The sequence below is a fragment of the Pseudactinotalea sp. Z1739 genome (genome assembly GCF_049725055.1).
GTDB lineage: Bacteria > Actinomycetota > Actinomycetes > Actinomycetales > Beutenbergiaceae > CALKWS01.
Genome location: NZ_JBMPQA010000003.1, coordinates 349,663 through 372,476, shown reverse-complemented (window position 1 = coordinate 372,476; position 22,814 = coordinate 349,663). Strand labels below are relative to the sequence as shown.

General features: G+C 69.7%; 21 protein-coding genes. 9 read left to right on the top strand and 12 right to left on the bottom strand.

The features are described from left to right. Positions 1–118: 118 nt before the first annotated feature. From ACO0LV_RS06160 to ACO0LV_RS06140, 5 genes are all read right to left on the bottom strand, one after another. Positions 119–796: an LppM family (lipo)protein gene (locus ACO0LV_RS06160; RefSeq protein WP_424786982.1), complete on the bottom strand. Its 678-nt coding sequence runs from the start codon at positions 794–796 to the stop codon at positions 119–121. Between the two features lie 30 nt (positions 797–826). Then, the gene (locus tag ACO0LV_RS06155; RefSeq protein ID WP_424786981.1) at positions 827–3,325 is read right to left on the bottom strand and encodes a phosphoketolase family protein; all 2,499 of its coding nucleotides are present in this window, start codon (positions 3,323–3,325) and stop codon (positions 827–829) included. Positions 3,326–3,454: 129 nt separating this feature from the next. Continuing rightward, complete coding sequence (locus ACO0LV_RS06150; protein WP_424786980.1) at positions 3,455–3,832, bottom strand: sensory rhodopsin transducer; 378 nt, start codon at positions 3,830–3,832, stop codon at positions 3,455–3,457. Next, complete coding sequence (locus ACO0LV_RS06145) at positions 3,829–4,341, bottom strand: D-arabinono-1,4-lactone oxidase (protein ID WP_424786979.1); 513 nt, start codon at positions 4,339–4,341, stop codon at positions 3,829–3,831. The genes ACO0LV_RS06150 and ACO0LV_RS06145 overlap by 4 nt, the downstream gene beginning before the upstream one ends. Continuing rightward, a complete protein-coding gene (locus tag ACO0LV_RS06140) occupies positions 4,256–4,726 on the bottom strand; it encodes a hypothetical protein (protein WP_424786978.1) in 471 nt (156 codons plus the stop codon). Before ACO0LV_RS06140 ends, ACO0LV_RS06145 begins: the two co-directional genes overlap by 86 nt. Before the next feature lie 221 nt (positions 4,727–4,947). On the opposite strand from ACO0LV_RS06140, the gene clpB reads away from it, so the two are divergent. Continuing rightward, entirely contained in the window at positions 4,948–7,545 is a 2,598-nt protein-coding gene (clpB, locus tag ACO0LV_RS06135) for an ATP-dependent chaperone ClpB (RefSeq protein WP_424786977.1), read from the top strand. Positions 7,546–7,569: 24 nt separating this feature from the next. Here the strand turns inward: clpB and ACO0LV_RS06130 are convergent, their stop codons facing one another. After that, entirely contained in the window at positions 7,570–8,121 is a 552-nt protein-coding gene (locus ACO0LV_RS06130; protein WP_424786976.1) for a septum formation family protein, read from the bottom strand. A gap of 133 nt (positions 8,122–8,254) precedes the next feature. Between ACO0LV_RS06130 and ACO0LV_RS06125 the strand changes: the two genes are divergently transcribed. Beyond that, positions 8,255–9,217, top strand: coding sequence for a J domain-containing protein (locus ACO0LV_RS06125; protein ID WP_424786975.1), 963 nt, complete (start codon positions 8,255–8,257; stop codon positions 9,215–9,217). 10 nt (positions 9,218–9,227) lie between these two features. Here ACO0LV_RS06125 and ACO0LV_RS06120 read toward each other — a convergent pair whose 3' ends face one another. Both ACO0LV_RS06120 and ACO0LV_RS06115 read right to left on the bottom strand, forming a co-directional pair. Beyond that, positions 9,228–10,064, bottom strand: coding sequence for a hypothetical protein (locus ACO0LV_RS06120; protein ID WP_424786974.1), 837 nt, complete (start codon positions 10,062–10,064; stop codon positions 9,228–9,230). 65 nt (positions 10,065–10,129) lie between these two features. After that, the gene (locus ACO0LV_RS06115) at positions 10,130–10,915 is read right to left on the bottom strand and encodes an exodeoxyribonuclease III (protein ID WP_424786973.1); all 786 of its coding nucleotides are present in this window, start codon (positions 10,913–10,915) and stop codon (positions 10,130–10,132) included. Positions 10,916–10,954: 39 nt separating this feature from the next. Between ACO0LV_RS06115 and pyrE the strand changes: the two genes are divergently transcribed. Further along, positions 10,955–11,524 (top strand): orotate phosphoribosyltransferase, encoded by a 570-nt coding sequence (gene pyrE / locus ACO0LV_RS06110; RefSeq protein ID WP_424786972.1) that lies wholly within the window; start codon positions 10,955–10,957, stop codon positions 11,522–11,524. Between the two features lie 89 nt (positions 11,525–11,613). Beyond that, entirely contained in the window at positions 11,614–12,546 is a 933-nt protein-coding gene (locus ACO0LV_RS06105) for a LemA family protein (RefSeq protein WP_424786971.1), read from the top strand. 123 nt (positions 12,547–12,669) lie between these two features. On the opposite strand, the gene ACO0LV_RS06100 is transcribed toward ACO0LV_RS06105, so the two are convergent. Further along, positions 12,670–13,413, bottom strand: coding sequence for an HAD-IIA family hydrolase (locus ACO0LV_RS06100; protein ID WP_424787006.1), 744 nt, complete (start codon positions 13,411–13,413; stop codon positions 12,670–12,672). A 498-nt stretch (positions 13,414–13,911) separates the two neighbouring features. Here ACO0LV_RS06100 and ACO0LV_RS06095 point away from each other — a divergent pair, with 498 nt between their 5' ends. Next, a complete protein-coding gene (locus ACO0LV_RS06095) occupies positions 13,912–14,640 on the top strand; it encodes a TrmH family RNA methyltransferase (protein ID WP_424787005.1) in 729 nt (242 codons plus the stop codon). 318 nt (positions 14,641–14,958) lie between these two features. Then, positions 14,959–15,981: a class II fructose-bisphosphate aldolase gene (gene fbaA, locus ACO0LV_RS06090; protein WP_424786970.1), complete on the top strand. Its 1,023-nt coding sequence runs from the start codon at positions 14,959–14,961 to the stop codon at positions 15,979–15,981. Between the two features lie 94 nt (positions 15,982–16,075). Here fbaA and ACO0LV_RS06085 read toward each other — a convergent pair whose 3' ends face one another. Further along, on the bottom strand, positions 16,076–16,489 hold the full coding sequence (locus ACO0LV_RS06085) for an STAS domain-containing protein (protein WP_424786969.1): 414 nt from the start codon (positions 16,487–16,489) through the stop codon (positions 16,076–16,078). A 108-nt stretch (positions 16,490–16,597) separates the two neighbouring features. On the opposite strand from ACO0LV_RS06085, the gene ACO0LV_RS06080 reads away from it, so the two are divergent. Beyond that, positions 16,598–18,685, top strand: coding sequence for a SpoIIE family protein phosphatase (locus tag ACO0LV_RS06080; protein ID WP_424786968.1), 2,088 nt, complete (start codon positions 16,598–16,600; stop codon positions 18,683–18,685). A gap of 104 nt (positions 18,686–18,789) precedes the next feature. Here ACO0LV_RS06080 and ACO0LV_RS06075 read toward each other — a convergent pair whose 3' ends face one another. Further along, positions 18,790–19,119 (bottom strand): STAS domain-containing protein, encoded by a 330-nt coding sequence (locus ACO0LV_RS06075; protein ID WP_424786967.1) that lies wholly within the window; start codon positions 19,117–19,119, stop codon positions 18,790–18,792. 68 nt (positions 19,120–19,187) lie between these two features. Here ACO0LV_RS06075 and ACO0LV_RS06070 point away from each other — a divergent pair, with 68 nt between their 5' ends. Then, positions 19,188–19,598, top strand: coding sequence for a DUF3151 domain-containing protein (locus tag ACO0LV_RS06070; RefSeq protein ID WP_424786966.1), 411 nt, complete (start codon positions 19,188–19,190; stop codon positions 19,596–19,598). An 85-nt stretch (positions 19,599–19,683) separates the two neighbouring features. Further along, positions 19,684–20,970: an adenylosuccinate synthase gene (locus tag ACO0LV_RS06065; RefSeq protein WP_424786965.1), complete on the top strand. Its 1,287-nt coding sequence runs from the start codon at positions 19,684–19,686 to the stop codon at positions 20,968–20,970. A gap of 48 nt (positions 20,971–21,018) precedes the next feature. On the opposite strand, the gene ACO0LV_RS06060 is transcribed toward ACO0LV_RS06065, so the two are convergent. Next, positions 21,019–22,788: a BCCT family transporter gene (locus ACO0LV_RS06060; protein WP_424786964.1), complete on the bottom strand. Its 1,770-nt coding sequence runs from the start codon at positions 22,786–22,788 to the stop codon at positions 21,019–21,021. Positions 22,789–22,814: the final 26 nt, after the last annotated feature.

Genomic DNA, 22,814 nt, shown 5'->3' with positions numbered 1-22,814 from the left:
ACTCGGGCCACAAGGCCCGGTCCCCCCAGAGGCCGGCCCTTCCTCCATCCTCACAGCACACCGAGTACCGTTCGCTGCACGGGTCGGCTGCCCGCCCGGGCCGGTCACCTACGGCAAGTCAGTGCTGCTCGCCCGCTGCCTGTCGCCGTCGTCGGCTGATGACGAGCCAGAGGCCGGTCCCCACCAGCAGCAGCCCGAACAGCAGCACCGGAACCGGAACCGGTAGGGAGAAGCCGCTGCCTGCGGTGGTGGCGAAGAGCGTGTCATCACCGGGCTCCAGGTCCCAGGAGACGGTGCGGCCCACCAGGGTGCCGTCGTGGTCGGTGACAGCCTCCGGGAACGTCACCGACAAGTCGATCAACCACGGCGTGGCGACCTGATCGTCCCCCTCGGCGCCGTCCGGTGCGGTGAGGTCGAGGTCACCGAACCGCCCGGCCACGATGTGTCCGTCCTCCTCGGCGGCGACGATCAGTGCGCCGGAGGTGGACTCCTCGATCCGCTCGATCGGCACGTCCGTCAGCGTCAACGTGGCCCCGATGTACTCGCCGTCCTCGAACGGCTCCGCGGCGATGCCGGCATCCGGGGCCGCGGCGATCTCCTCGTCCAGGATGCGCTGCAGCGCGTAGGGATCCTGACCATTGGCCTCGGCCCAGGCCTGGCTGACGGCGACCACAACGTCACCGGACAGGGTGTCATCGGTGCTGATGGTCACCCCGCCGTCCAGCCGCACGCAGCCGGTGAGCACCACGAGCGCGAGCAGGACTGCGCCTACCGGGCGCCAGATCCGCGAAGTCATTCCTCGAGTGTGCCATCGTGCGGCGACGGCTCAGCCGTGGTCCGCGCCGGTATCGGTCGCAGCCGCTTGGGCGTTCGAGCCGGAGACGGTGCCCGAGTCGGCCGCGTCCGGCCACACCCAGTCGGCTACCTCGGGGATGTCCACACCGTGGTCGCGGGTGTACTGCCGGGCCTTCAGGCGGGCATCGCCCATCTCCTGGCGCAATCCGGCGTACCGGCTGCCCAACTGCGGCACCCGGTCGATCACGTCCATCACCAGGTGGTAGCGGTCCAAGTCGTTGAGCATCACCATGTCGAACGGTGTCGTGGTGGTGCCCTCCTCCTTGTATCCGCGCACGTGCAGGTTCGGGTGGTTCGTGCGCCGGTAGGTCAGTCGATGGATCAGCCACGGGTAGCCGTGGTAGGCGAAGAGGATCGGCTTGTCCTTGGTGAACACCGTGTCGAAGTCGCGGTCGGACATCCCGTGCGAGTGCTCCCGGTCATCCTGCAGGCGCATCAGGTCCACCACGTTCACCACCCGCACCTTCAGGTCCGGCAGGTACTCGCGCAGCAGGCCGGCCGCAGCCAGGGTCTCGATGGTGGGAATGTCCCCGGCGCAGGCCAGCACCACGTCCGGGTCCTGCCCTTCCACCTCGGAGCCGGCCCAGTCCCACACGCCCACGCCGCGGGCGCAGTGGGCGATCGCGGCCTCCATGTCCAGCCACTGCGGACCGGGTTGCTTGCCGGCCACCACCACGTTGACGAAGTCCCGGGTGCCCAGGATCCGGTCGTAGACGCTCAGCAACGTGTTCGCGTCCGGTGGCAGGTACACCCGTACCACCTCCGCCTTCTTGTTCATCACATGGTCGATGAAGCCGGGGTCCTGGTGGGAGAAGCCGTTGTGGTCCTGGCGCCACACGTGCGAGGACAGCAGGTAGTTCAGCGACGGTATCGGTGCCCGCCACGGGATCTCCTGGGTGACCTTGAGCCACTTGGCGTGTTGGTTGAACATCGAGTCGACGATGTGGATGAACGCCTCGTAGGAGTTCAGCATCCCGTGCCGGCCGCTCAGCAGGTAGCCCTCCAGCCATCCCTGGCACATGTGCTCCGACAGCATCTCCACCACCCGGCCGCTGGGTGCCAGATCATCGTCCTCATCGATGTCGCGGTACTCGGCGTTCCACTGCTTCGCGGTGACGTCGTAGACCCCCGACAACCGGTTCGAGGCCGTCTCGTCCGGGCCGAAGATGCGGAAGTTGTCCGGGTTGGCCCGGATCACCTCGGTCAGCCACCGTCCCAGCACCTTGGTGGGCTCATCGATGCGCGCGCCGGGGGCGGGAACGTCGACGGCGAAATCGCGGTGATCGGGCAGGCGCAGGTCGCGTAGCAGGAGCCCGCCGTTGGCATGGGGGTTGCCGCTCATCCGTCGTCGCCCCTGCGGGCAGAGGCCGGTGATGTCCGACGACGGAGCACCGTCATCGTCGAACAGGTCGCCCGGGTGGTACGAACGCAGCCATTCCTCGAGCAGACGCAGGTGCTCGTCGTCGTCGCGGGCCTTCGCCAGGGGCACCTGGTGGGAACGCCAGGATCCCTCGACCACGTTGCCGTCGACCGTGACCGGTCCGGTCCATCCCTTGGGCGTGCGCAGAATGATCATCGGCCACGCGGGCCGGGCCTCATCACCGTCGGCGGCGCGGGCCTTGATGTCGGCGATCTCATCGAGCACGCCGTCGAGGAGTTCGGCGTAGCGGCGGTGCGTGTCGGCGACCGGTTCGTCATCGAACCCGGCGGTGAACAGGTGCGGGTTGTGTCCGTATCCGCGCATCAGCTCCAACAGTTCGGTCTCCCCGATGCGGTCCAGCACGGTCGGGTTGGCGATCTTGAAACCGTTGAGGTGCAGGATCGGCAGCACCACCCCGTCGGTGCGCGGGTTGAGGAACTTGTTGCCGTGCCAACTGGTGGCCAGTGGTCCGGTCTCGGCCTCACCGTCGCCGACGACGGTGACCACCAGCAGATCGGGGTTGTCGAATGCGGCGCCGTAGGCATGGGAGAGCGAATAGCCCAACTCGCCGCCCTCGTTGATCGACCCGGGAACATCGGCAGCGACGTGACTGGGCACCCCGCCGGGGAAGGAGAACTGCTTGAACAACCGGCGCATGCCCTCGGTGTCCTGGGTGACGTCGGAGTAGGCCTCGGTCCAGGTGCCCTCCAGGTAGGAGGCGGACACCAGAGCAGGCCCGCCGTGACCGGGACCGGTGACGTAGATGGCGTCCAGGGCCCGGTCGATGATGGCGCGGTTCATGTGCGCGTAGGTGAACGTCAGGCCCGGGGTGGTGCCCCAGTGGCCGAGCAGCCGCGGCTTGATGTGCTCGGGTTGCAACGGCTCGTCCAGGAGCGGGTTGGCCATCAGGTAGATCTGTCCGACCGAGAGGTAGTTGGCTGCCCGCCACCACCGGTGCAGGGTGTTCAGACTGTCCTCGTTCGCCTCCGTGGTGCTGCGGGGCCAGGCCGGAGCGGCAGGAGGTCGCGAGGTCTCAGCAGTGGTACCCATCTGTCCAGCGTGCACCGTGGCGCGCGGACGCGCCAGGGGGCGGCAGTACCCGGGGCCCTTGCAGCGTCTTGCGACGCCAGGGGGCGGAGGAACGCCGGGCCGTGGGATGCCGGGAGCGATCACTGGGCCCTAGCCGGTTCCGTACCCCTGCATCGCCGACACCGTCAGGCCGTCGCGACGGGTGTCGGTGCGCACCACCTGGGCGACCACCGGATGCTCGGTGCGCACGATCAACCCGTAGGGGACCCCCAGCGGAACCGGCGCCGGGTCGAACAGGTCGTTGATCCGCACATGTCGCACCCGCCGCGCGCCGACCGCCAGGGTGAACGGCCCCAAGGGGTCCCCATCGGCCCGCAGCACGTCGATCTCGGCGGTGACGTCCTGCGGCCCGGGGTTGAGCAGGCACAGTTCCTCACGGCTGGTGAACTCCGGTTCCGTCCCGGTGCCGGTGGCCGGGATGCATCCAGACGGGAAGACCCAGATGCGATGCCCCAGCTGCTCGGTCATGACTGGCCCCCGTTCGCGCCGTCCTGGTCCTGCTCCAGCAACGAACGCAGGTAGTCGTTCATCAGCACCCCGTCCGGGTCGTGCCGGCGCCGGATCGGCTGGAAGTGTTGCCACTGCGGGTACATCGGTGCCAGGTGGGCGGCCGTGCGGGAGTGCTTCTTGCCCCAGTGCGGGCGACCGCCGTAATCCAGCAGCAACGGTTCCATGTCCGCGAAGTAGGGGTCCTCGGGCAACTCGGCGTTGTGCAGCAGGGCGATGCTCATCGAGTCGTGCCCGGTGGCATTGGACAGCATCAGGTCATCGGCCGCGATGGTGCGCACCAGGACCCGCCAGGCCACGTGGTGACGGTGGCGGGGCTTGATGCGTTCCCGCACCGCCTGGAACGCGTCCATGCCGACCTCCAACGGGAACAGGTACTCCATCTCATCGAAGCGCAACGGGGGAACGGTCGGGATGATCTCGTGGCTGGGGCCGGTCTGTTCGGCGACCACGTGCGCGTCTGCAGGCATCACGGAGGCGGTGTGCCCGGGCAGGTTCAGCGTGCGCACCTTGACCTCGTCCCTGCGGGGGGTACGAGTAGATGTCGGCGTTGCGGTTGGTCAGGGACAACTCCAGGAAGTGGTCGATGGCCCACTCCGCACCCGCGCTCCACTCCAGGCGGCGCAGGTCGTACTCGGGGGTGGCGCGGATGGTCACCGCCGTCATCACCCCGATCGTGCCCAGCGACACCCCGATCGCCCGCAGCAGCGCATCCTCGGTGCGACCCGCGCCGGCCCCTGCCCTGGCGATGCCGTCGTCACCGCCGACCGGGCGGCTGCCCGGCGGTGGCGCGGTGGCCGGGGACGCGTCATCGTCGATCCCGAAGTCGAGCACCTCCCCGGTCCCGGTGACCATCCGCCCGCCGGCCAGGAGGGTGGACAGGTTGATACGCTATCCAGCGACACCAGGACGTCATCGGAGGCGATCAGCGGTGTGGAGGAATGCCCGCACCTGCCGGTGCCACGTGCGCCGGTGGCTTCAGGACGATGCCTGCCGGCCACCTTGAGCGGAATAGACTCAACTTCGCTGGAGTTGTCCCTTATGGACCCTGATACTGCTCGCGGAGGAAGCGAACTTTGGACACTCAACTCACCACCAAGTCCCAGGAGGCGCTGTCGGTAGCCGTCCGCAACGCCTCGGCCGCCGGTCACGCCCAGGTCGAGCCCGCCCACGTGCTGGCCGCCCTGCTCGCCCAGGAGGACGGGATCGCCGTCGCGCTGCTGAACGCCCTGGGGGTCGCTCCGGCCATGGTCGCCGGGCGCACCGAAGGTGTGCTCACGGGCATGCCCGCCGCCTCGGGATCCTCGGTCAACCAGCCCCAGGTGTCTCGCGGCCTGGCCACGGTGATGAAGACCGCCGGCGAGGAGGCCAAGGCGCTGGGGGATGAGTTCGTCTCCACCGAGCACCTGCTCATGGCCCTGGCGACCGACTCCGGCAACGCCGGTGAGGTGCTGCGTTCCATGGGTGCCAACCGCGACGCGCTGGCGGCCACGCTGCCGAACGTGCGGGGTTCGGCCCGGGTCACCACAGCAGACCCCGAGGGCACCTTCCAGGCCCTGGAGAAGTACGGCACCGACCTGACCGCCGCCGCTCAGGAGGGGCGGATCGACCCGATCATCGGGCGCGACACCGAGATCCGCCGGGTGGTGCAGGTGCTCAGCCGGCGCACGAAGAACAACCCCGTCCTCATCGGGGAGGCCGGCGTCGGGAAGACCGCCGTGGTGGAGGGCCTGGCCCAGCGGATGGTCGACGGCGACGTGCCCGCCTCCCTGCAGGGCAAGCGACTGATCTCCCTGGACCTGGGAGCGATGGTGGCCGGGGCGAAGTACCGCGGGGAGTTCGAGGAGCGCCTCAAGGCGGTGCTCGATGAGATCAAGGACTCCGACGGCGAGATCATCACGTTCATCGACGAGCTGCACACCGTGGTCGGTGCCGGCGCCACGGGTGGAGACTCCACCCTGGACGCGGGCAACATGCTCAAGCCGATGCTCGCCCGCGGAGAGTTGCGCATGGTCGGGGCCACCACGCTGGATGAGTACCGCGAGTCCATCGAGAAGGACGCCGCCCTGGAGCGCCGGTTCCAGCAGGTGTTCGTCGATGAGCCCTCGGTGCCGGACACGGTGGCGATCCTGCGCGGCATCGCGCCCAAGTACGAAGCCCACCACAAGGTGGAGATCGCCGATGGTGCCCTGGTGGCTGCGGCGTCGCTCTCGCACCGGTACATCACCGGACGGCAGCTGCCGGACAAGGCCATCGACCTGGTCGATGAGGCCGCCTCCCAACTCCGGATGGAACTGGACTCCTCCCCGATGGAGATCGATGAACTCCAGCGGGCCGTGACCCGCCTGGAGATGGAGGAGTCCTACCTCTCCGACGCCGACAACGACGAGGCCTCCGCCGAGCGACTCGCGCAGTTGCGCGCCGATCTGGCCGACCGCCGGGAGGAACTGGTGGCACTGACCACCCGGTGGGAGGCGGAGAAGGCCGGCCGCAACCGGGCCGGTGATCTGCGCGAGCGGCTGGATACGCTGCGCACCGAGGCGGCCCGCGCCGAGCGCGAGGGAGACCTGGAGACCGCCTCCCGGCTGCGTTACGGAGAGATCCCGGGCGTGGAACGCGAGATCGCCGAGGCCGAGGCCGAAGAGGCCGGCACCACCGAGCAGGCCCCGATGATCGCCGAGCGGGTGGGTCCCCAGGAGATCGCCGAGGTGGTCGCGGCCTGGACCGGGATCCCCACCGGCAAGCTGCTGGAGGGGGAGACCGAGAAACTGCTGCACATGGAGGAGGTCATCGGCCAGCGTCTGGTGGGCCAGCGCGACGCCATCGGAGCCGTCTCCGATGCGGTGCGCCGTTCCCGCGCTGGGGTGGCCGACCCCGACCGGCCCACCGGCTCGTTCCTGTTCCTCGGACCCACAGGTGTGGGTAAGACCGAACTGGCCAAGTCCCTGGCGGACTTCCTCTTCGACGACGAGCGCGCCATCGTGCGCATCGACATGAGCGAGTACTCCGAGAAGCACTCCGTGGCCCGCCTGGTCGGTGCCCCGCCCGGGTACGTGGGCTATGAGGAGGGTGGTCAGCTCACCGAGGCGGTGCGGCGCCGGCCCTACTCGGTGGTGCTGCTCGATGAGGTGGAGAAGGCCCACCCGGAGGTCTTCGACATCCTGCTGCAGGTGCTCGACGACGGGCGCCTGACCGACGGTCAGGGCCGCACCGTGGACTTCCGCAACACCATCCTGGTGCTCACCTCCAACCTGGGATCGCAGTTCCTGGTGGACCCGTCCCTGGACCCGGCGGCGAAGAAGGACTCGGTGATGACCGCCGTGCGGGCCTCGTTCAAGCCCGAGTTCCTCAACCGTCTCGATGAGATCGTCGTCTTCGACGCCCTGACCATCGATGAACTCGGCACCATCGTGGACCTGCAGGTGCGTCACCTGGCGGACCGTTTGGCCGACCGCCGGCTGCAGTTGGAGGTGACCCCCGCGGCGCGGGAGTGGCTGGCCCTGGAGGGCTACGATCCCGCCTACGGGGCCCGGCCGCTGCGCCGGCTCATTCAGCGTGAGATCGGCGACCCCCTGGCGAAGTTGCTGCTGGCCGGGGAGACGGTGGACGGGGATCGCGTCACGGTCGATCGCGCGCAGGAGACGAGCGCGGGCCTGGTGCTCACCAGCGACTGACCACGGCGGGCGATCGGTCGGACCTCACAGCGCTTGGGTGTGTAATTCCACGTCCCCGGCCGTGAAACTGCCGGTCAGGTGATGGTCCGGCTCAACCGTGAGCAGGCACCGCATCATGCGATCCCCCTCCTCCCAGGAATCGGAGGTGGGGGAGACGGTGTGGGTGCGCAGCGCCGCGGTGTCGACCTCCTCCGGGACCACCTGGTAGGAGACCGGCAGGCAGTGCTCCTCGGCCTGCCGGGCGTAAGCGTAGCGACTGTCGAACTCCGCGTCGGTGATCTCCTCGGTGGCCACCACCTCGGCCTGGTGCGGCGCCGCGCACGGGACCTGGCGCAACAGATCGTCGTGCACGTACTCCAACGACTCCAGGCACGCCCCCAGGGCTAACCGCGTCGCGGGCACATCGACCGCGGTATCGGTGTCACCGGGCGCGAGTTCGTCCTGCCCGCTGCGGGAGATCATGATGCCGGCGACCGCCGCCAGGGCGAGCACCGCCACGACCGCCACGACCGCCGCGGCGATCCGCGCTCGACGTCGTCCCTCGGTGCGCCCGGGTGCGTGCGACGGCGTGCTCATGGTCACGCACCCTATCGGCCGGTGCTGCCACGGCGGCAGCGCGGCGTCATCCCCGCGGCCGCGGGGACGGGGCGATGGAATGGGTGCCCACGCGGGTTAAGGTGTGCTGGTCCGTCTCCCGGAGGTTGCTGGCATGTCCGATCGACTCATGGGCAGAAGCGCCTATGAGGTGCTCGGGGTGTCCGCGCAGGCCTCCGATGCCGAACTCAAGCGCGCCTACCGCCGCATGATGCGCCAGTCCCATCCTGATCTGGGCGGGGACCCTGAGGTTTTCGCGGCCGTGCAGGCGGCCTGGGCGCAGGTGAGCAGCCCGCGGTTGCGCGCCGCGCATGACCAACGACGGCGGAGCTCACCCGCTGCCGGGCCGGAACCGGAGCAGCGGGTCTGGGCCGCCGGTACTGCGGGGCGATCCTCGGCCTCGCGTTCGGCACCGGCGCGGGCCCGATCCCACGGGCACCCCGGGGGGTGGTCCCGCCAGCAGTACCTGACGCTCGTCCGCGAATGGGTCGGGCGCGGCGTGGACCTGACCGACCCCTACGAGCCCGCCCTGGTGCGGCGCGCACCCCGGGAGATCCGCCACCTGCTGGCCGATGCGGTCGCCGAGGAGGCCACCGCCAAAGCGCTGGCCGACCTGGGCTCGGCGTTCACCGTCTGGCATGACGTGGCCACGACCAGAAGCCCCCGTTCGGCCGGCGCGGCCGGGCACAGCAAGATCGATCACATCGCGCTGGGGCCCACCGGGTTGTTCGCGATCCAGTCCGAGGACTGGGGCGCTCCGGTGCGGATGGGCACCCGCGACCTGCACAGCGAAGGGCTGGCCGAGCGGGAGCGGCCGATGAAGGACCTGGCCGGCCGGCTCCGGGCAGCGCGCTCCTGGGGGCTGCACTTCACCGCGCTGGTGGTGGTGCTGCCCGATGAGCACCTGGAGGCCGACATCGCGGTGGTGGGGCGCTCGTGGCGGCTGCGGCGGATGGTGGTGCGCAGCAGCGCGATCGCCGCACTGCTGCGCACCGGGGTACCGGGGGTGCCCGGGCTGGAGGCGGACGTGCTCTTCGACTGGCGCACGCGGCTGCACCGGTCGATCCACTTCGTCTGAGCCAGGACGGTCAGTTCACCAGGTCGCCCTCGAACGGCCCGGTGGCACCACGGGCAAGACACATCAGCTGGGTGTTGCCCTCTTGCCAACCCTCGCCGCTGGGAATCAGGTACCACGGCATCACCTGGACCTCGTCGGTGGGCAACGCCTCGACCTGGTCGGTGCAGACCTGGTCGGCCTGGGTCTCCAACTCCTCCTGCCCGGGAAAGTCACCGTCCAGGGTGTGGACCGAGATCACCTGGGCGATGTGGGTCTGCGCGCAGGGCACCACCCGCACATCACCCACCGGGCGGGCCGGGGGCAGCGTGAGTATGCAGTTGCCTTCGGCCAGGGTGGCCGAGGCGATCGTGCGCGGGGTGTCGGTGTCACCGGCCTGGGGGGTCTCGGTGAGGCGGTCGAACGTGCCGGTGAGTGCCAAGGTGATCACGGTCAGGATCCATCCGACCGTGAACAGCGCCCCCAGCACGATGGCGCTCATTGCCAGCGCCGGGCTGCGTCGTCGTCCGCCCTTGACGCGGGGGCGGGCCAGCAGGCCCAGCACCAGTCCGGGCAGGCCCAGCACCGAGGTGATCAGGCCGAGCACGGCGCGCGGCTCCAACTTCGCCTTGGGCATCTGCGGGAAGGTGAAGTGGCCGTAGTTGCCACTGGACTCCTGCATCGGCGGAGGTGCGGATCGCTGACCGTAGGGGCTCTGGCCGGGCGGGGCGGCGGGTTCGGCGGGGGGTGAGCCGGCCGGACCCCTGGGCACCGTGGGCACCGGCGGTGCTCCCGGGGGTGCTTCCCAGCGCTTCTGCCGCCGCTGGGCGCGGGACGGCTTGCCCGGTGGCGGCTGGGGCGGCTCGGTCATGGAGACACCCTAAACGCCGGTCGCGCCCGCTGGCTCACGCGGTGTGCCTGTCCGGGGGAGGTCGGTCAGGCATCCACCTCGATGATCACCGGCACATGGTCCGAGGCGCCCTTGCCCTTGCGTTCATCGCGGTCGATGGCGGCGCCCAGCACCCTCTCGGCCAGGGCGGGAGAGGCCAGGGCGAAGTCGATGCGCATGCCCTCGTTGCGGGGAAAGCGCAGGCGCTGGTAGTCCCAGTAGGTGTAGGCGCCGGGGGTGTGGCCGCGGGTGACCTCGACGAACCCGGCCTCCTGCAGTGATGCGAAGGCGTCCCGCTCCGGTGGGGAGACGTGGGTGGCGCCCTCGAAGACGGCGGTGTCCCAGACGTCCTCGTCCAGCGGTGCGACGTTGAAGTCCCCCAGGAGTGCGATCCGCGCGTCGCCATCCTGTTCCAGCCAGGTGGCGGCCTGGTGCCGAAGTGCCGCGAGCCAGTCCAGTTTGTACAGGTAGTGCGGGTCCACCAGGGTGCGCCCGTTGGGCACGTACAGGCTCCAGACGCGCACGCCGCCGCAGGTGGCGCCGAGCGCCCGGGCCTCGGCGGCCGGGGGGTCGCCCCAGGTGGGCTGCTCGGCGAAGTGGGTCTGCACGTCCGCCAGGCCCACCCGAGAGGCGATCGCGACGCCGTTCCACTGGTTCAGGCCGTGGAAGGCCACCTCGTAGCCGATCGCCTCGAAGTCCATCACCGGGAACTTCGCGTCGGCGACCTTGGTCTCCTGCATCGCCAGCACGTCAGCGCCGGTGCGTTGCAGCCAGGCGGTGACCCGGTCGAGCCGGGACCGGATGGAGTTGACGTTCCAGGTGGCGATTCTCATGCCGATCACCGTATCGCCAGGGCCGATACCCTGGATCGCGTGAACGACTCTCCCCTGGACCGACTGATCGAACTCGTGGCGGACCTGGCAGTGGTCCACGGTGAGGTCACGCTCAGCAGCGGCAAGAAGGCCGACTACTACGTGGACATGCGCCGGGCGACCCTGCATCACGAAGCCGCCCCGCTGATCGGGCACCTGCTGCTGGACCGGTTGGAGGAGGCCGGGATGGGTGTGGCTGAGGTGGACGCCGTGGGCGGGCCCACGATGGGCGCTGACCCGGTGGTTTCGGCCGTGCAGCACGCCGCGGCCAGCCGGGGCCTGTCCCTGGATGCGTTCCTGGTGCGTAAGGAAGCCAAGGAGCATGGAATGCGCAGGCAGGTGGAGGGGCCCGATGTCGGGGGCCGGCGGGTGGTGATCCTGGAGGACACCTCCACCACCGGGAACTCGCCGTTGTTCGCCGCTCGGGTAGCCCGTGAGCACGGCGCGCAGGTGGTCGGCGTGGCGACCGTGGTGGACCGGGACACCGGGGCTCGGGAGGCGATGGAGCGGGCCGGGCTGCCGTACGTCTGGCTGCTCTCGGCCGAGGATCTCGGATTGACCACCCGTTAGACTCGATCCCGGTTCGCGCCCTCGGGTGACGGACCGGAAGGGGTGGGGGAACCGTTTCTCCACTCGGGACACCCAGGAGGTGGGCCACGGTGGAAGTCGTACTCGTGCTACTGCTCGTGATCGTCGTCGTTCTGGTGATCTGGGCGATCACGATGTACAACCGGCTGGTGCGCCTGCGGAACCTGGTGCAGGAGGCATGGCGCCAGATCGACGTCGAACTGCACCGGCGTTATGACCTCATCCCCAACCTGGTGGAGACGGTCAAGGGCTACGCCGTGCACGAGCGATCGGTGTTCGAGGAAGTCACCCAGGCTCGCGCGCAGGCCGCCACACCGGGAGCCTCCCCGGGCCAGCAGGCCGCGCAGGAGGACATCCTGTCCAACGCCCTGGGCCGCCTGTTCGCGGTGGCGGAGAACTACCCGCAACTGCGTGCCGCGGAGAACTTCCTGCAGTTGCAGAACGAACTGACCAACACCGAGGACCGGATCGCCGCCGGGCGCCGCTTCTACAACGCCAACGTGCGCACGCTGAACACCAAGGTGGAGGTGTTCCCCTCCAACATCATCGCCGGGATGTTCAACTTCGTGCGCGCTGAGTACTTCGAGGCCAACAACCCCGCGGTGCGGGCGGTACCGAACGTCTCGTTCTCCGATTCCCAGGGCAACCTGGGTGGCTACGGGCAGGGCCAGGCGTCCCAGCAGCAGGGTGGCCTGGCACAGCCCTCTCACGGCGGTCAGCCCGGAGCATTCCAGCCCGGTCAGGGCGGTGGCCGGCCCGGCTACTTCCAGCAAGGTCAGCAAGCGCCGCCCCCGCACCCGGGTCAGCCGGGTCAGCACGGTGGGCACAGTCAGGCGCCCGGACAGCCGCCGCAGCCGGGCCAGCCGACGCAGCCGGGCCAGCCGACGCAGCCGGGCCAGCCGCCGCAGCCGGGTCAACCCCCGCAGCCCGGCGGGCAGCACCCGGACCAGGGCCAGCCCGGTTCGGGTGGCTACCCGAACTCACCGCCCCCAACCCAGGGCTGACCTGACCTGCGCTGCGGGGTTGACCTGCACTGCGGGTTGACCTGCACGGCGGACTGAAGGCGGACCGCGCCGGCTGACGACGGTGCCCCGCGAGCCGGGTGACCGAGGGTATGCGAGGCTGGGTTACCCGAGCCGTTCCAGTAGCGCCGCGATGTCGTCGTGCACCTCGCTGGGCCGGTAGGGGAAGCGTCCGATCTCCTCGGGCCGAGTGGAGCCGGACAGCACCAGGAAGGTGCGCAGACCGGCCTCCATCCCCGCCACGATGTCGGTATCCATCCGGTCCCCGATCATCGCGGTGTGCTCGGAGTGGGCATCGATCCGGTTCAGCGCGGTCCGGATCATCACCGGGTTCGGCTTGCCCACGAAGTAGGGCTCGCGCCCGGTGGCCGCGGTGATCATCGCCGCCACCGATCCGGTGGCCGGGATCGGTCCCTGCCCGGAGGGTCCGGTCACGTCGGGGTTCGTGGCGATGAACCGTGACCCGGAGCTGACCAGCCGGATCGCCCGCGTGATCGCCTCGAAGGAGTAGGTGCGCGTCTCCCCGAGCACCACGAAGTCCGGGTCGGTGTCGGTGAGGGTGTAGCCCTTCTCGTACAGCGCCGTGGTCAGCCCGGCCTCACCGATGGCGTAGGCGCTGCCCTCGGGGATCTGGTCGGCCAGGAACGTGGCGGTGGCCAGCGCCGAGGTCCAGATGTGGGTCTCCTCCACCTCGATCCCGGTGGCGCGCAGCCGCGCGGCCAGATCCCGCGGGGTGAAGATCGAGTTGTTGGTGAGGATCTGGAACGGAATGTCCTTGTCCCGCAGCGCGGCGATGAACTCCGCGGCACCGGGAAGAGCGTGCTCCTCATGGACCAGCACGCCGTCCATGTCGGTCAACCAGTTCGCAATCCGTTCACCCACCGCGCTCGCCTCTCAGATCGGGCCGGCCAGGTCCTCGCTGCGCGCTGAGCGACCGCTTCCGGCTTCTTGCCCCAGCCTAGCCAGCCCGCCCCGGCGCGCGATGCGCACGCGCGCACGCCTCCGCCCACCCCCGCTCCCGCTCGCCCGCGCATGCCCGCCCGGTTGCCCTCGGCCCCGCCGCGCCCGCGCCGCGCTTCCGCCCGCCCCCGCGACTTCGCCCGCCCCCGCCCCCGCGCCACAACCATCCAATCGGTCGGTTGTAGCGGCTGAACGAGCCCACCGGTCGCCCTAACCGACCAATGGGATGGTTACGGCGCGTTGGATGGCGGGGAGGTGACCGGGGCGGGGGAGGTGACCGGGGCGGGGCGCGAAGGGAGGTCGGGGAGCGGGGATACTGGGGCGGTGGAGCAGGACCAGGACCAGGGGTATGGGCCGACCGATGCAGGCGGCCCCGGACGTGTGCCCGTGACCGATGCCGAGCCGGGACGCGAGCCCGAGTCGCAGCCGGAGCGCCGTCTCGAGGGGGAGCGCCCGGCGGAGCCGGAGCAGCCCGACGCCGAGTCGGGGGCGCCGGTCGAACAGGGCGTCGGGCCGTGGCCGGGAGGACCCGATGCCTGGCCGGAGGGGGACCACTACGACCCCGACCTGCTCGCCCGCGGGGACCGGCGCAACGTCGTCGATGCCTACCGGTACTGGCGCCTGGAGGCGATCGTGGCGGACCTGGACACCACCCGCCACGGCTTCCACGTGGCCATCGAGAACTGGGGCCGGGACTTCAACATCGGCTCGGTGGTGCGCAGTGCGAACGCCTTCGGGGCCGCCGCCGTCCATATCGTGGGTCGACGACGGTGGAACCGTCGCGGCGCCATGGTGACCGACCGGTACCAGCACGTCCACCATCACCCCGACATCGAGCACCTGGTGGCCTGGGCCGCCGAACGGACTCTGCCCGTCATCGGCATCGACAACCTGCCCGGCTCGGTGCCGCTGGAGCACCGGAGGCTCCCGCGGGAGTGCGTGCTGCTGTTCGGTGAGGAACAGGCCGGCCTGAGTCCGGCCGCGCAACAGGCCAGCACCGAGATCGTGCACATCACCCAGTACGGCTCCACCCGCTCCATCAACGCCGGCGCCGCAGCCGCGGTGGCGATGTACCACTGGGCCCTGCAGCACGCCCGGGTGCCCGAGCCCCAGTAGTAGACGCCGCCGGAGCGCTCCGAGGCTTACTACCGCGCCTCCGTCCGGCACACCCCGGCCGCGCCGCCGACGTCGCGTTACTCCCGGCGCCGCACCGCCGCCCTGCCCCGTCCAGCACCCAGCGTCTGAGGTCGCATTGCGCCCGGCGGTTGCGTCGTCGTCGGCCCTCAGCCCGGCCACGGCCGGCCCTCGTCTTCATCCCGAATCCGGCATCGGGGCCGATCCGTGGAAGACTGGAGCGGCTGGTGCTTCGCCCGGCGCAGACGCGCGTCCCCCCGGGGCGCCCAGATGAGAATCGCAGACGAACAGGAGATAGCAATGGGTATTGCCACCCCTGAGGTGTACGCGGAGATGATCGACCGCGCCAAGGCGGGCTCGTTCGCCTACCCCGCGGTGAACGTGACCTCCTCCCAGACCCTGACCGCGGCCCTGCGTGGGTTCGCCGAGGCAGAGAGCGACGGCATCATCCAGGTGTCGGTGGGCGGTGCCGAGTACGCCTCCGGATCCACCATCAAGGACAGGGTGGCCGGTTCGCTGGCGATGGCCGCCTACGCCCACGAGGTCGCCAAGAACTACCCGGTCACCATCGCCCTGCACACCGACCACTGCGCCAAGGAGAACCTGGACTCCTGGGTTCGCCCGCTGATGGAGATCGAGGCCAAGCAGGTTGCCGATGGTGGCCTGCCCTCCTTCCAGTCGCACATGTGGGACGGCTCGGCGGTGCCGCTGGATGAGAACCTGCAGATCGCCTCCGAGCTCCTGGAGAAGGCGCAGGCGGCGAACATCATCCTGGAGATCGAGGTCGGCGTGGTCGGCGGCGAGGAGGACGGCGTCGCCCACGAGATCAACGAGAAGCTCTACACCACCGTGGAGGACGGCCTGGCCACCGTGCGGGCGCTGGGGACCGGGGAGAAGGGTCGCTACATGACCGCCCTGACCTTCGGTAACGTGCACGGGGTGTACAAGCCCGGCCACGTCAAACTACGTCCGGAACTCCTCGGTGAGATCCAGCAGGCGGTTGGCGCCGAGGTCGGTCGGGACAAGCCGTTCGACCTGGTGTTCCACGGCGGCTCGGGCTCGACCGCCGAGGAGATCGCCACCGCGGTGGACCACGGGGTGATCAAGATGAACATCGACACCGACACCCAGTACGCCTTCACCCGTCCGGTGGTGACGCACATGTTCCACAACTACGACGGTGTGCTGAAGGTCGACGGCGACGTGGGTAACAAGAAGGCCTACGACCCGCGCGCCTGGGGCAAGCTCGCCGAGGCCGGTATGGCCGATCGGATCGTGCAGGCCTGCCAGGAGTTGCGTTCGGCGGGCCAGAAGCTCAACTGAGCCGGCGCGTCATGACGGCGCGGTGTGCCGGGGCCATACCCGGGGCGCCGCGCCGTTGCGCTGTGCGGAGCGACGGGACGCCGGCGGGCGGCGGTCAGGCGATGGCATCCGGTGGGTCGTCGTCGGGCCTGCGGGGCAACGGGATGGCGCCGCCGTGATCGTCCCCACTGGTGTCGACCACCTCGACCAACTCCCCGATCCGGGTGACCTCCAGCAGGAACGTCAGCACTTCCGGGGGGTTGAGGATCTGCACCCGGCCCGGAGTGCGGCTGGCCAGGCGGGCCAGCAGCGCGACCCCGGAGGAGTCGATGAAGGTCACGTGCTTGGCATCCACCTGGGTGGGCACTCCGGCCGCCTCGGCCTCGGCGACGGCGTCGGTCAGTTCGGCGCTGACGGAGACATCGACCTCACCGCTGAGCACGATGCGGGTACGGTCGGACTCGAGCAGCGTGTGCACACTGCCGCGCTCACCGCGCGGGTGCTCCTCGCCACTGTTAACGTCGGCCAAGGTCAGCCTCCAGGTGCGGTTCGGTCGAACGGGTGCGGAACGGACGCGATCGGTGCGTACTACGGATCAGACCATGTCGTGACATGCGAGACAAGGAGCCCTCCCACGATGGGACCCGATGCAACCTCCGAGGCTACCGAATCTGTCGAGATGGTGCAGGCCACGGCTCGGGAGGACGCCGTCCGGGCCCTGCTGGAGGACGATTTCGCTATCGGTATCTGGGACCGGCACGGAGGCGCGTTCCGAGCGGTCTGGGTGAACGAGGCATTCACCGAGGTGACCGGGTACACCCTGCAGCGAGCGCAGGCACTCGGGGAGGGCATCCTGCGCCCGGGCTACCGTGCCGTGATCGCCGAGCAGGTTGAGGAAGTAGGCCCGCAGTCGGACCCCTTGCACACGTCCCTACCGATCCGCACCATGGGCGGGGAGGATCTGGACGTGCCGGTCACGCTCACGGTCCGTCATGACCCGGAGACCGGGGAGGCGCGGCGGCTGATCTGCGTGCAGCGCCAGGCCGCCACCACTGCTGAGCAGTTGCTCCCCGAGCACCACTCCCGCCGGGCGCTGGAGGTGGTGGCCAAGATCTCGGAGATCCTGGTCGACTTCGACGAACCGATGGTCCTGAGTGCCATCGCCAGGATGATCGGGCGCCGGATGCACATCTGGTGCGGTTTCGTCGTCGACGACGGCCTGTTGCGGATGTCGGAGGACATCACCGAGCACGTGCGGGTACGACACGTGGGGGTCGCCCGCGGGCGTACCAGCGCCGACTTGGCCGACCCGGTGGCACGGCTGCTGTCGCGGGAGCGGATCGAGTCGCTGAACCTCCCGCTGGACGGGCGGCACCCCTCTGGGTCGGCGACCGCCCAACTGATCGATCTGGTCCGCCGGCAGTTACCCGAGGACGCGCGCGATGGCCGGGTGCACGTCTTCCCGCTGCTGGGCCGGGGCCGCACATTGGGTTTGATGACGGCGGTGCCGCACGGCGAGGTCGAGCACAGCGAGGAGTTGCAGACCGTGCTCTACCTGTGCGCCCGGCGGGTGGGGATGGCCCTGGACAACGCCGAGTTGCACCAGGGCGAACACCAACTGGTCGAGACCCTGCAGCGGGCGATGCTGCCCGAGTCCGACCCGATCAGTGCCCTGGACGTGTGGACCTACTACGCCCCCAGTTCCGAGCACGCCCAGGTCGGCGGCGACTGGTATGACGTGATGAGCCTGCCCGATGACGCGGTGGTGCTGGTGATCGGAGACGTGGCCGGGCACGATATCGAGGCCGCCGCGGCGATGGGGCAGTTGCGTTCGGTGGTGCGGGCTTTCGCCGCGGACCTGCATGACCCCGGTGAGGTGCTCTCCCGGGTGGACCGGATCGTGGACTCGATGCGCATCGGCCGGGTGGCCTCGCTGACCTACTCCATCCTCACCCCGATCGAGGGCAGCGGCGACTGGGAGTTGCGGTACAGCCGTGCCGGGCACCTACCGGGCTTGCTGATCAGCGACGGTGAGGTGCGGCAACTCGATGGGGCCGGCGGCAGGCTGGTCGGCTTCGGGGCCACCACGCGCCAGAGCGCGACCGAGCGCCTGCGGCCCGGGGACGTGCTGGTGCTCTATACCGACGGCCTTGTCGAGCGTCGCGACCGTCCGCTGCCCCAGGGCCTGGGTGTACTGACCGAGGTGCTCGATCGGGCCGAGGCGCGCGATGCGGCGATGGTCGGGGAACTTCTCGTTCGCGAACTCGCCGAATCCCCCGAGGATGATGTGGCCGTGGTGGTGATGCGCGTTCCGGAACCGGTGGAGGAGAGCCCTGCTCCGGTCCGGGAGCGGCATTGGCGGTTCCCCGGGGTGAAGGAGTCGGTCCGACTGGCCCGCAAGGCTGCTCAGAAGACCTGCCAGGCGTGGGACCTGGCGGTGGCCGATTCGGTGGAACTGGTGGTCTCCGAACTCGTCGCCAACGCGGTGCTGCACGGCAGCGGGCCGGTGAAGGTGAACCTGGTGGACACCGGTGAGGGCGTGCGGGTGGAGGTCGCCGATGAGAACCCGATGCCGCCGGTCCCGCTGGAGGTGCACCCGGCCCGGGTGGGCGGGTACGGGATGCACATCGTCGCCCGCCTCGCCGACTGGGGCTGGCGGCCCTCCGGTGCCGGAAAGGTGGTGTGGGCCCGGATCGACCCGGCCCCGGAGCAGCGGGGGCTGTAGCCGGCCGCACCGGCCACGCCCGCTCAGCGTTGCTGCGCGCCCCGGCCGTCGACCGGTCGGCGAGCCGCACCGCGACACCCCTGACCGGCGTTGCCGTCGTCGTCTCAGCACCGCTTCTTGACCAGGTCGAAGAGGCCCAACCCGCCACGCACATCGAGCAGGAACATGTCCCTGGAGGAAGCGTTGCGCAACTGGATCCGCCCGGCCCGCCGGCGCACCGCGTGCGCCAGTTTCAACAGCGTGCTCACGCCGGTGGAGTCCATGAACTCCAGATCGGCCAGGTCCACGATCACATCATCGGCTCCGTCGGCCTGAAGCCGCTCGAGGACGGCTTCGGCCTCGGCGCGGCAGCGCAGATCCAGATCCCCGCTCACGGTGAGGACCGTGGTGCCGTGATCGGCACGTACCGTCAGGTGCTCGGAGGGCGGTGCCATAATGGTTTCAGAGTAGGTCCGAGCGCGACCGCCTGCATCCGGAGCCGGGGTGATGGGAGACTGATCCCATGCGTGAGAATCTGCTCGGTGGGCCCGAGCCCACTTACCTGTCCCAGGACCACCCCGATGTGCCCGCCCGCGCGGCCGTGGCTGCCGGCGCCCCGCCGGGGCAAGTCGCCGCGGAGTACCCGGCGGCCTCCTACCCCTGGGCACTGCTGGCTCGCGAGGCCCTGGCAGCCGGTGAGACGGTCGCCGCCTACGCCTTCGCCCGCACCGGCTACCACCGCGGCCTGGATGCGCTGCGCCGGGCCGGATGGCGCGGGCACGGGCCGATCCCGGCCACCCACGAACCCAACCAGGGCTTCCTGATGGCGCTGGTGGCGCTGGCCACCGCCGCTGAGCGGATCGGGGAGGACGAGGAGGCACAGCGGTGCCGCACCTTCGCCACCGACTCCGACCCGGCTGCACTGGAACTGTGAACCACTAGCCTGCTACCCGCCGCACCTCGCGGAACCGGTCCAGCGACCGGCTCGGCGGCCGGAACATGAACGAAAGGGACAACCGATGCCCGCAGTGGTGGTGCTCGGCGCTCAATGGGGCGACGAGGGTAAGGGGAAGGCGACCGACCAGCTCGGTTCGCGCGTGGACTACGTGGTGAAGTTCAACGGCGGCAACAACGCCGGGCACACCGTCGTGGTCGGTGAGGAGAAGTACGCGCTGCACCTGCTGCCCTCGGGCATCCTGTCACCGGGGTGCACCCCGGTGATCGGGAACGGCGTCGTGGTGGACCTGGAGGTCCTGTTCGATGAACTCGAGGGACTGAACGCCCGCGGTGTGGACACCTCCAAGCTGCTGGTCTCCTCCTCGGCGCACGTCATCCCCTCCTACAACCGCACCATGGACAAAGTCACCGAACGTTTCCTGGGCAAGCGCCAGATCGGCACCACCGGACGCGGCATCGGGCCGACCTACGCCGACAAGATGAACCGCGTGGGCATCCGTGTCTCCGACCTGTTCGACGCCAAGATCCTGCGCGAGAAGGTCGAGGGCGCCCTGGACCAGAAGAACCAGATCCTGGTGAAGATCTACAACCGTCGAGCCGCGGAGATCGACGAGGTGGTCGATGAACTCCTCGCCCACGCCGAGCGGGTGCGCCCGATGGTGGCCGACACCTCCCTGGTACTGAACCAGGCCCTGGACGCCGGCCGGACGGTGGCGTTCGAGGCCGGGCAGGCCACCATGCTGGACGTGGACCACGGCACCTACCCGTTCGTGACCTCCTCCTCGGCCACCGCCGGCGGGGTGTGCACCGGCGCCGGTATCGGCCCCACCCGCATCGACCGGATCGTCGGGGTCATCAAGGCCTACACCACCCGAGTGGGCGAGGGCCCTTTCCCCACCGAACTGCACGACGACGACGGGGAGTACCTGCGCAAGACCGGCGGTGAGTTCGGGGTAACCACGGGCCGCCCGCGACGCACCGGCTGGTACGACGCGGTCATCGCCCGGTACTCCTCCCGCGTCAACGGGTTGACCGACCTGGTGCTGACCAAACTCGACGTGCTGACCGGCCTGGAGAAGGTGCCGGTCTGCGTGGCCTACGACGTCGACGGGGTGCGGCACACCGAGATGCCGGTGAACCAGTCCGACTTCCACCACGCCACTCCGGTGTATGAGGAACTGGACGGCTGGATCGAGGACATCAGCGCCGCCCGCACCTTCGCCGAACTACCGGAGAACGCCCAGCGCTACGTGCTGGCCCTGGAGGAGATGTCGGGCACCCGTATCTCCGCCGTTGGGGTGGGACCGGACCGGGAGGCCACCATCGTGCGCCACGACCTCCTGGGCTGAGCCCCGCCCTGCACGCCGTGCACCGCCCGGTCCCACGGCCCGTTGCGTTCAGAACTCCGGCCGGTCGGCGCCGCGCCGTCGCCCGAACCGGCGGCTACGAGGCGCGTTCACCAGACCTTCCTCGAGCAGCGTCTCGGAGACCTCCTGGGCGAGTTCGCGGCGCACCATGCGGCGCTGCACGCGCAGCGTCTGCTCCCGCTGGGCCCGGAACTCCCGCACGATCGAGAACACCATCAGGATCATCACCACCGAGAAGGGCAGCGCGATGATGATCGCCACGTCCTGCAACGCCCCGAGTGCCGACTCCTCGAGTTCGGGATCACCTGCGGCCGCCGCCAGCCCCGCCAGCAGCAGCGCCATGGCCACGATCCCCTCGATCACCGACCACAGCACCCGGCTCCAGCTGGGCGGCTCCACCATGCCCCCGGAGGCGAGCATGTCCACCACGAGGGAGCCGGAGTCGGAGGAGGTGATGAAGAACAGCGTGATCAGCAGGATGACCAGGCCCGCTACCACCGTGCCACCGGGGAAGCCCTGCAGGAAGGTGAAGAGCACCCCTTCGGTGTCCACCGCCCCGTCGGTGACCAGACCGCCCTCGAGCCGTTCCCGCAGCACCGCCCCGCCGCCGAGCACCGTGAACCAGAGGATGGAGAACAGCGCGGGGACAAGCAGCACCCCGAGCACGAACTCGCGCACGGTTCGGCCACGGGAGATGCGGGCGATGAAGACCCCCACGAAGGGCGCCCAGGAGATCCACCAGCCCCAGTAGAAGGCGGTCCACCAGCCTTGCCACTCCAGGGCCGCGGGCCCGATGGACGCGGCGGTGTTGAAACTCAGATCGATGAACGAGGCGACGTAGGCGCCGATACCCTCGATGTACTGGCGCAGGAAGAACAGCGTGGGCCCGAACACGAACACGAAGGTCAGCAGGCCCAGGGCCATCCCCATGTTGATGCGGGAGAGCCACTTGATGCCCTTCTTCACCCCGGTGACCACAGAGACGATCGCAGCGGCGGTGATGATCCCGATCAGCACCACGTAGACCAGCGCGAGTGAGGAATCGGCGTCGAGTACGTCCAGGAAAGTCAGGCCCGCGGCGATCTGCATCACGCCCAGGCCCAGGGACGTTGCCACCCCGAAGATCGTGCCGACGACGGCGATCACGTCGATCGCATCACCCGTCCAGCCCCGGACCCGGTCACCCAGCAAGGGCTGCAAGGTCCACCGCAACGAGATCGGGCGGCGCTTGACGTGCACCGCGTAGGCCACCGCGAGACCGACGACGACGTAGATCGCCCAGGGGTGCAGGCCCCAGTGCAGGAACGTGACCGCCAGGGAGGCCTCGGCCGCCTCGGCGGGATTGTCCTCGGGCGCACCGAAGATCGGATAGCTGGCGGTGTCGGCGAAGTGGTTGAGGGGTTCTGCCACGCCCCAGAACACCAGCCCGATGCCCATACCGGCGGCGAACAGCATCGCCAGCCAGGTGGGCAGGGTGAACTCGGCCTTCTCGTCGTCGCGCCCGAGTTTGATGTCCCCGTAGTGGCTCAATCCCACCCACAGCGAGAACACCACGAACGCCGTCACGACCAGGGCGTAGTACCAACCCACTCCCTGGATGACCACTTCCCGGACGTTGCCGAGCGTCTCCCCGGCGCTCAGCGGGGCCAGGACGGCCCAGAGCACGAACGCCAGGATGATGCCCATCGCGGGGAGGAACACCCGGGGTTGCACGGAGGTGTACCACGGTCGGTCCGGGTCGTGAACCGGCGCCTGGATCTCCGGTTCGCCGCCGACCGTGGATGGGGGCGAGGTTGACATCGTTGTGCCCTTCTGTCGCCTGCATC

Excerpts from the sequence above, each read along its gene's own strand:
- ACO0LV_RS06120 (WP_424786974.1), bottom strand. The coding sequence starts at position 10,064 with ATGACCGAGCCGCCCCAGCCGCCACCGGGCAAGCCGTCCCGCGCCCAG.
- ACO0LV_RS06140 (WP_424786978.1), bottom strand. The coding sequence starts at position 4,726 with ATGGTCACCGGGACCGGGGAGGTGCTCGACTTCGGGATCGACGATGAC.
- ACO0LV_RS06130 (WP_424786976.1), bottom strand. The coding sequence starts at position 8,121 with ATGAGCACGCCGTCGCACGCACCCGGGCGCACCGAGGGACGACGTCGA.
- ACO0LV_RS06060 (WP_424786964.1), bottom strand. The coding sequence starts at position 22,788 with ATGTCAACCTCGCCCCCATCCACGGTCGGCGGCGAACCGGAGATCCAG.
- fbaA (WP_424786970.1), top strand. The coding sequence starts at position 14,959 with ATGGGTATTGCCACCCCTGAGGTGTACGCGGAGATGATCGACCGCGCC.
- ACO0LV_RS06160 (WP_424786982.1), bottom strand. The coding sequence starts at position 796 with ATGACTTCGCGGATCTGGCGCCCGGTAGGCGCAGTCCTGCTCGCGCTC.
- ACO0LV_RS06125 (WP_424786975.1), top strand. The coding sequence starts at position 8,255 with ATGTCCGATCGACTCATGGGCAGAAGCGCCTATGAGGTGCTCGGGGTG.
- ACO0LV_RS06070 (WP_424786966.1), top strand. The coding sequence starts at position 19,188 with ATGCGTGAGAATCTGCTCGGTGGGCCCGAGCCCACTTACCTGTCCCAG.
- ACO0LV_RS06145 (WP_424786979.1), bottom strand. The coding sequence starts at position 4,341 with ATGCCTGCAGACGCGCACGTGGTCGCCGAACAGACCGGCCCCAGCCAC.
- ACO0LV_RS06075 (WP_424786967.1), bottom strand. The coding sequence starts at position 19,119 with ATGGCACCGCCCTCCGAGCACCTGACGGTACGTGCCGATCACGGCACC.
- ACO0LV_RS06100 (WP_424787006.1), bottom strand. The coding sequence starts at position 13,413 with ATGGACGGCGTGCTGGTCCATGAGGAGCACGCTCTTCCCGGTGCCGCG.
- ACO0LV_RS06065 (WP_424786965.1), top strand. The coding sequence starts at position 19,684 with ATGCCCGCAGTGGTGGTGCTCGGCGCTCAATGGGGCGACGAGGGTAAG.
- ACO0LV_RS06115 (WP_424786973.1), bottom strand. The coding sequence starts at position 10,915 with ATGAGAATCGCCACCTGGAACGTCAACTCCATCCGGTCCCGGCTCGAC.
- ACO0LV_RS06155 (WP_424786981.1), bottom strand. The coding sequence starts at position 3,325 with ATGGGTACCACTGCTGAGACCTCGCGACCTCCTGCCGCTCCGGCCTGG.
- ACO0LV_RS06150 (WP_424786980.1), bottom strand. The coding sequence starts at position 3,832 with ATGACCGAGCAGCTGGGGCATCGCATCTGGGTCTTCCCGTCTGGATGC.
- ACO0LV_RS06080 (WP_424786968.1), top strand. The coding sequence starts at position 16,598 with ATGGGACCCGATGCAACCTCCGAGGCTACCGAATCTGTCGAGATGGTG.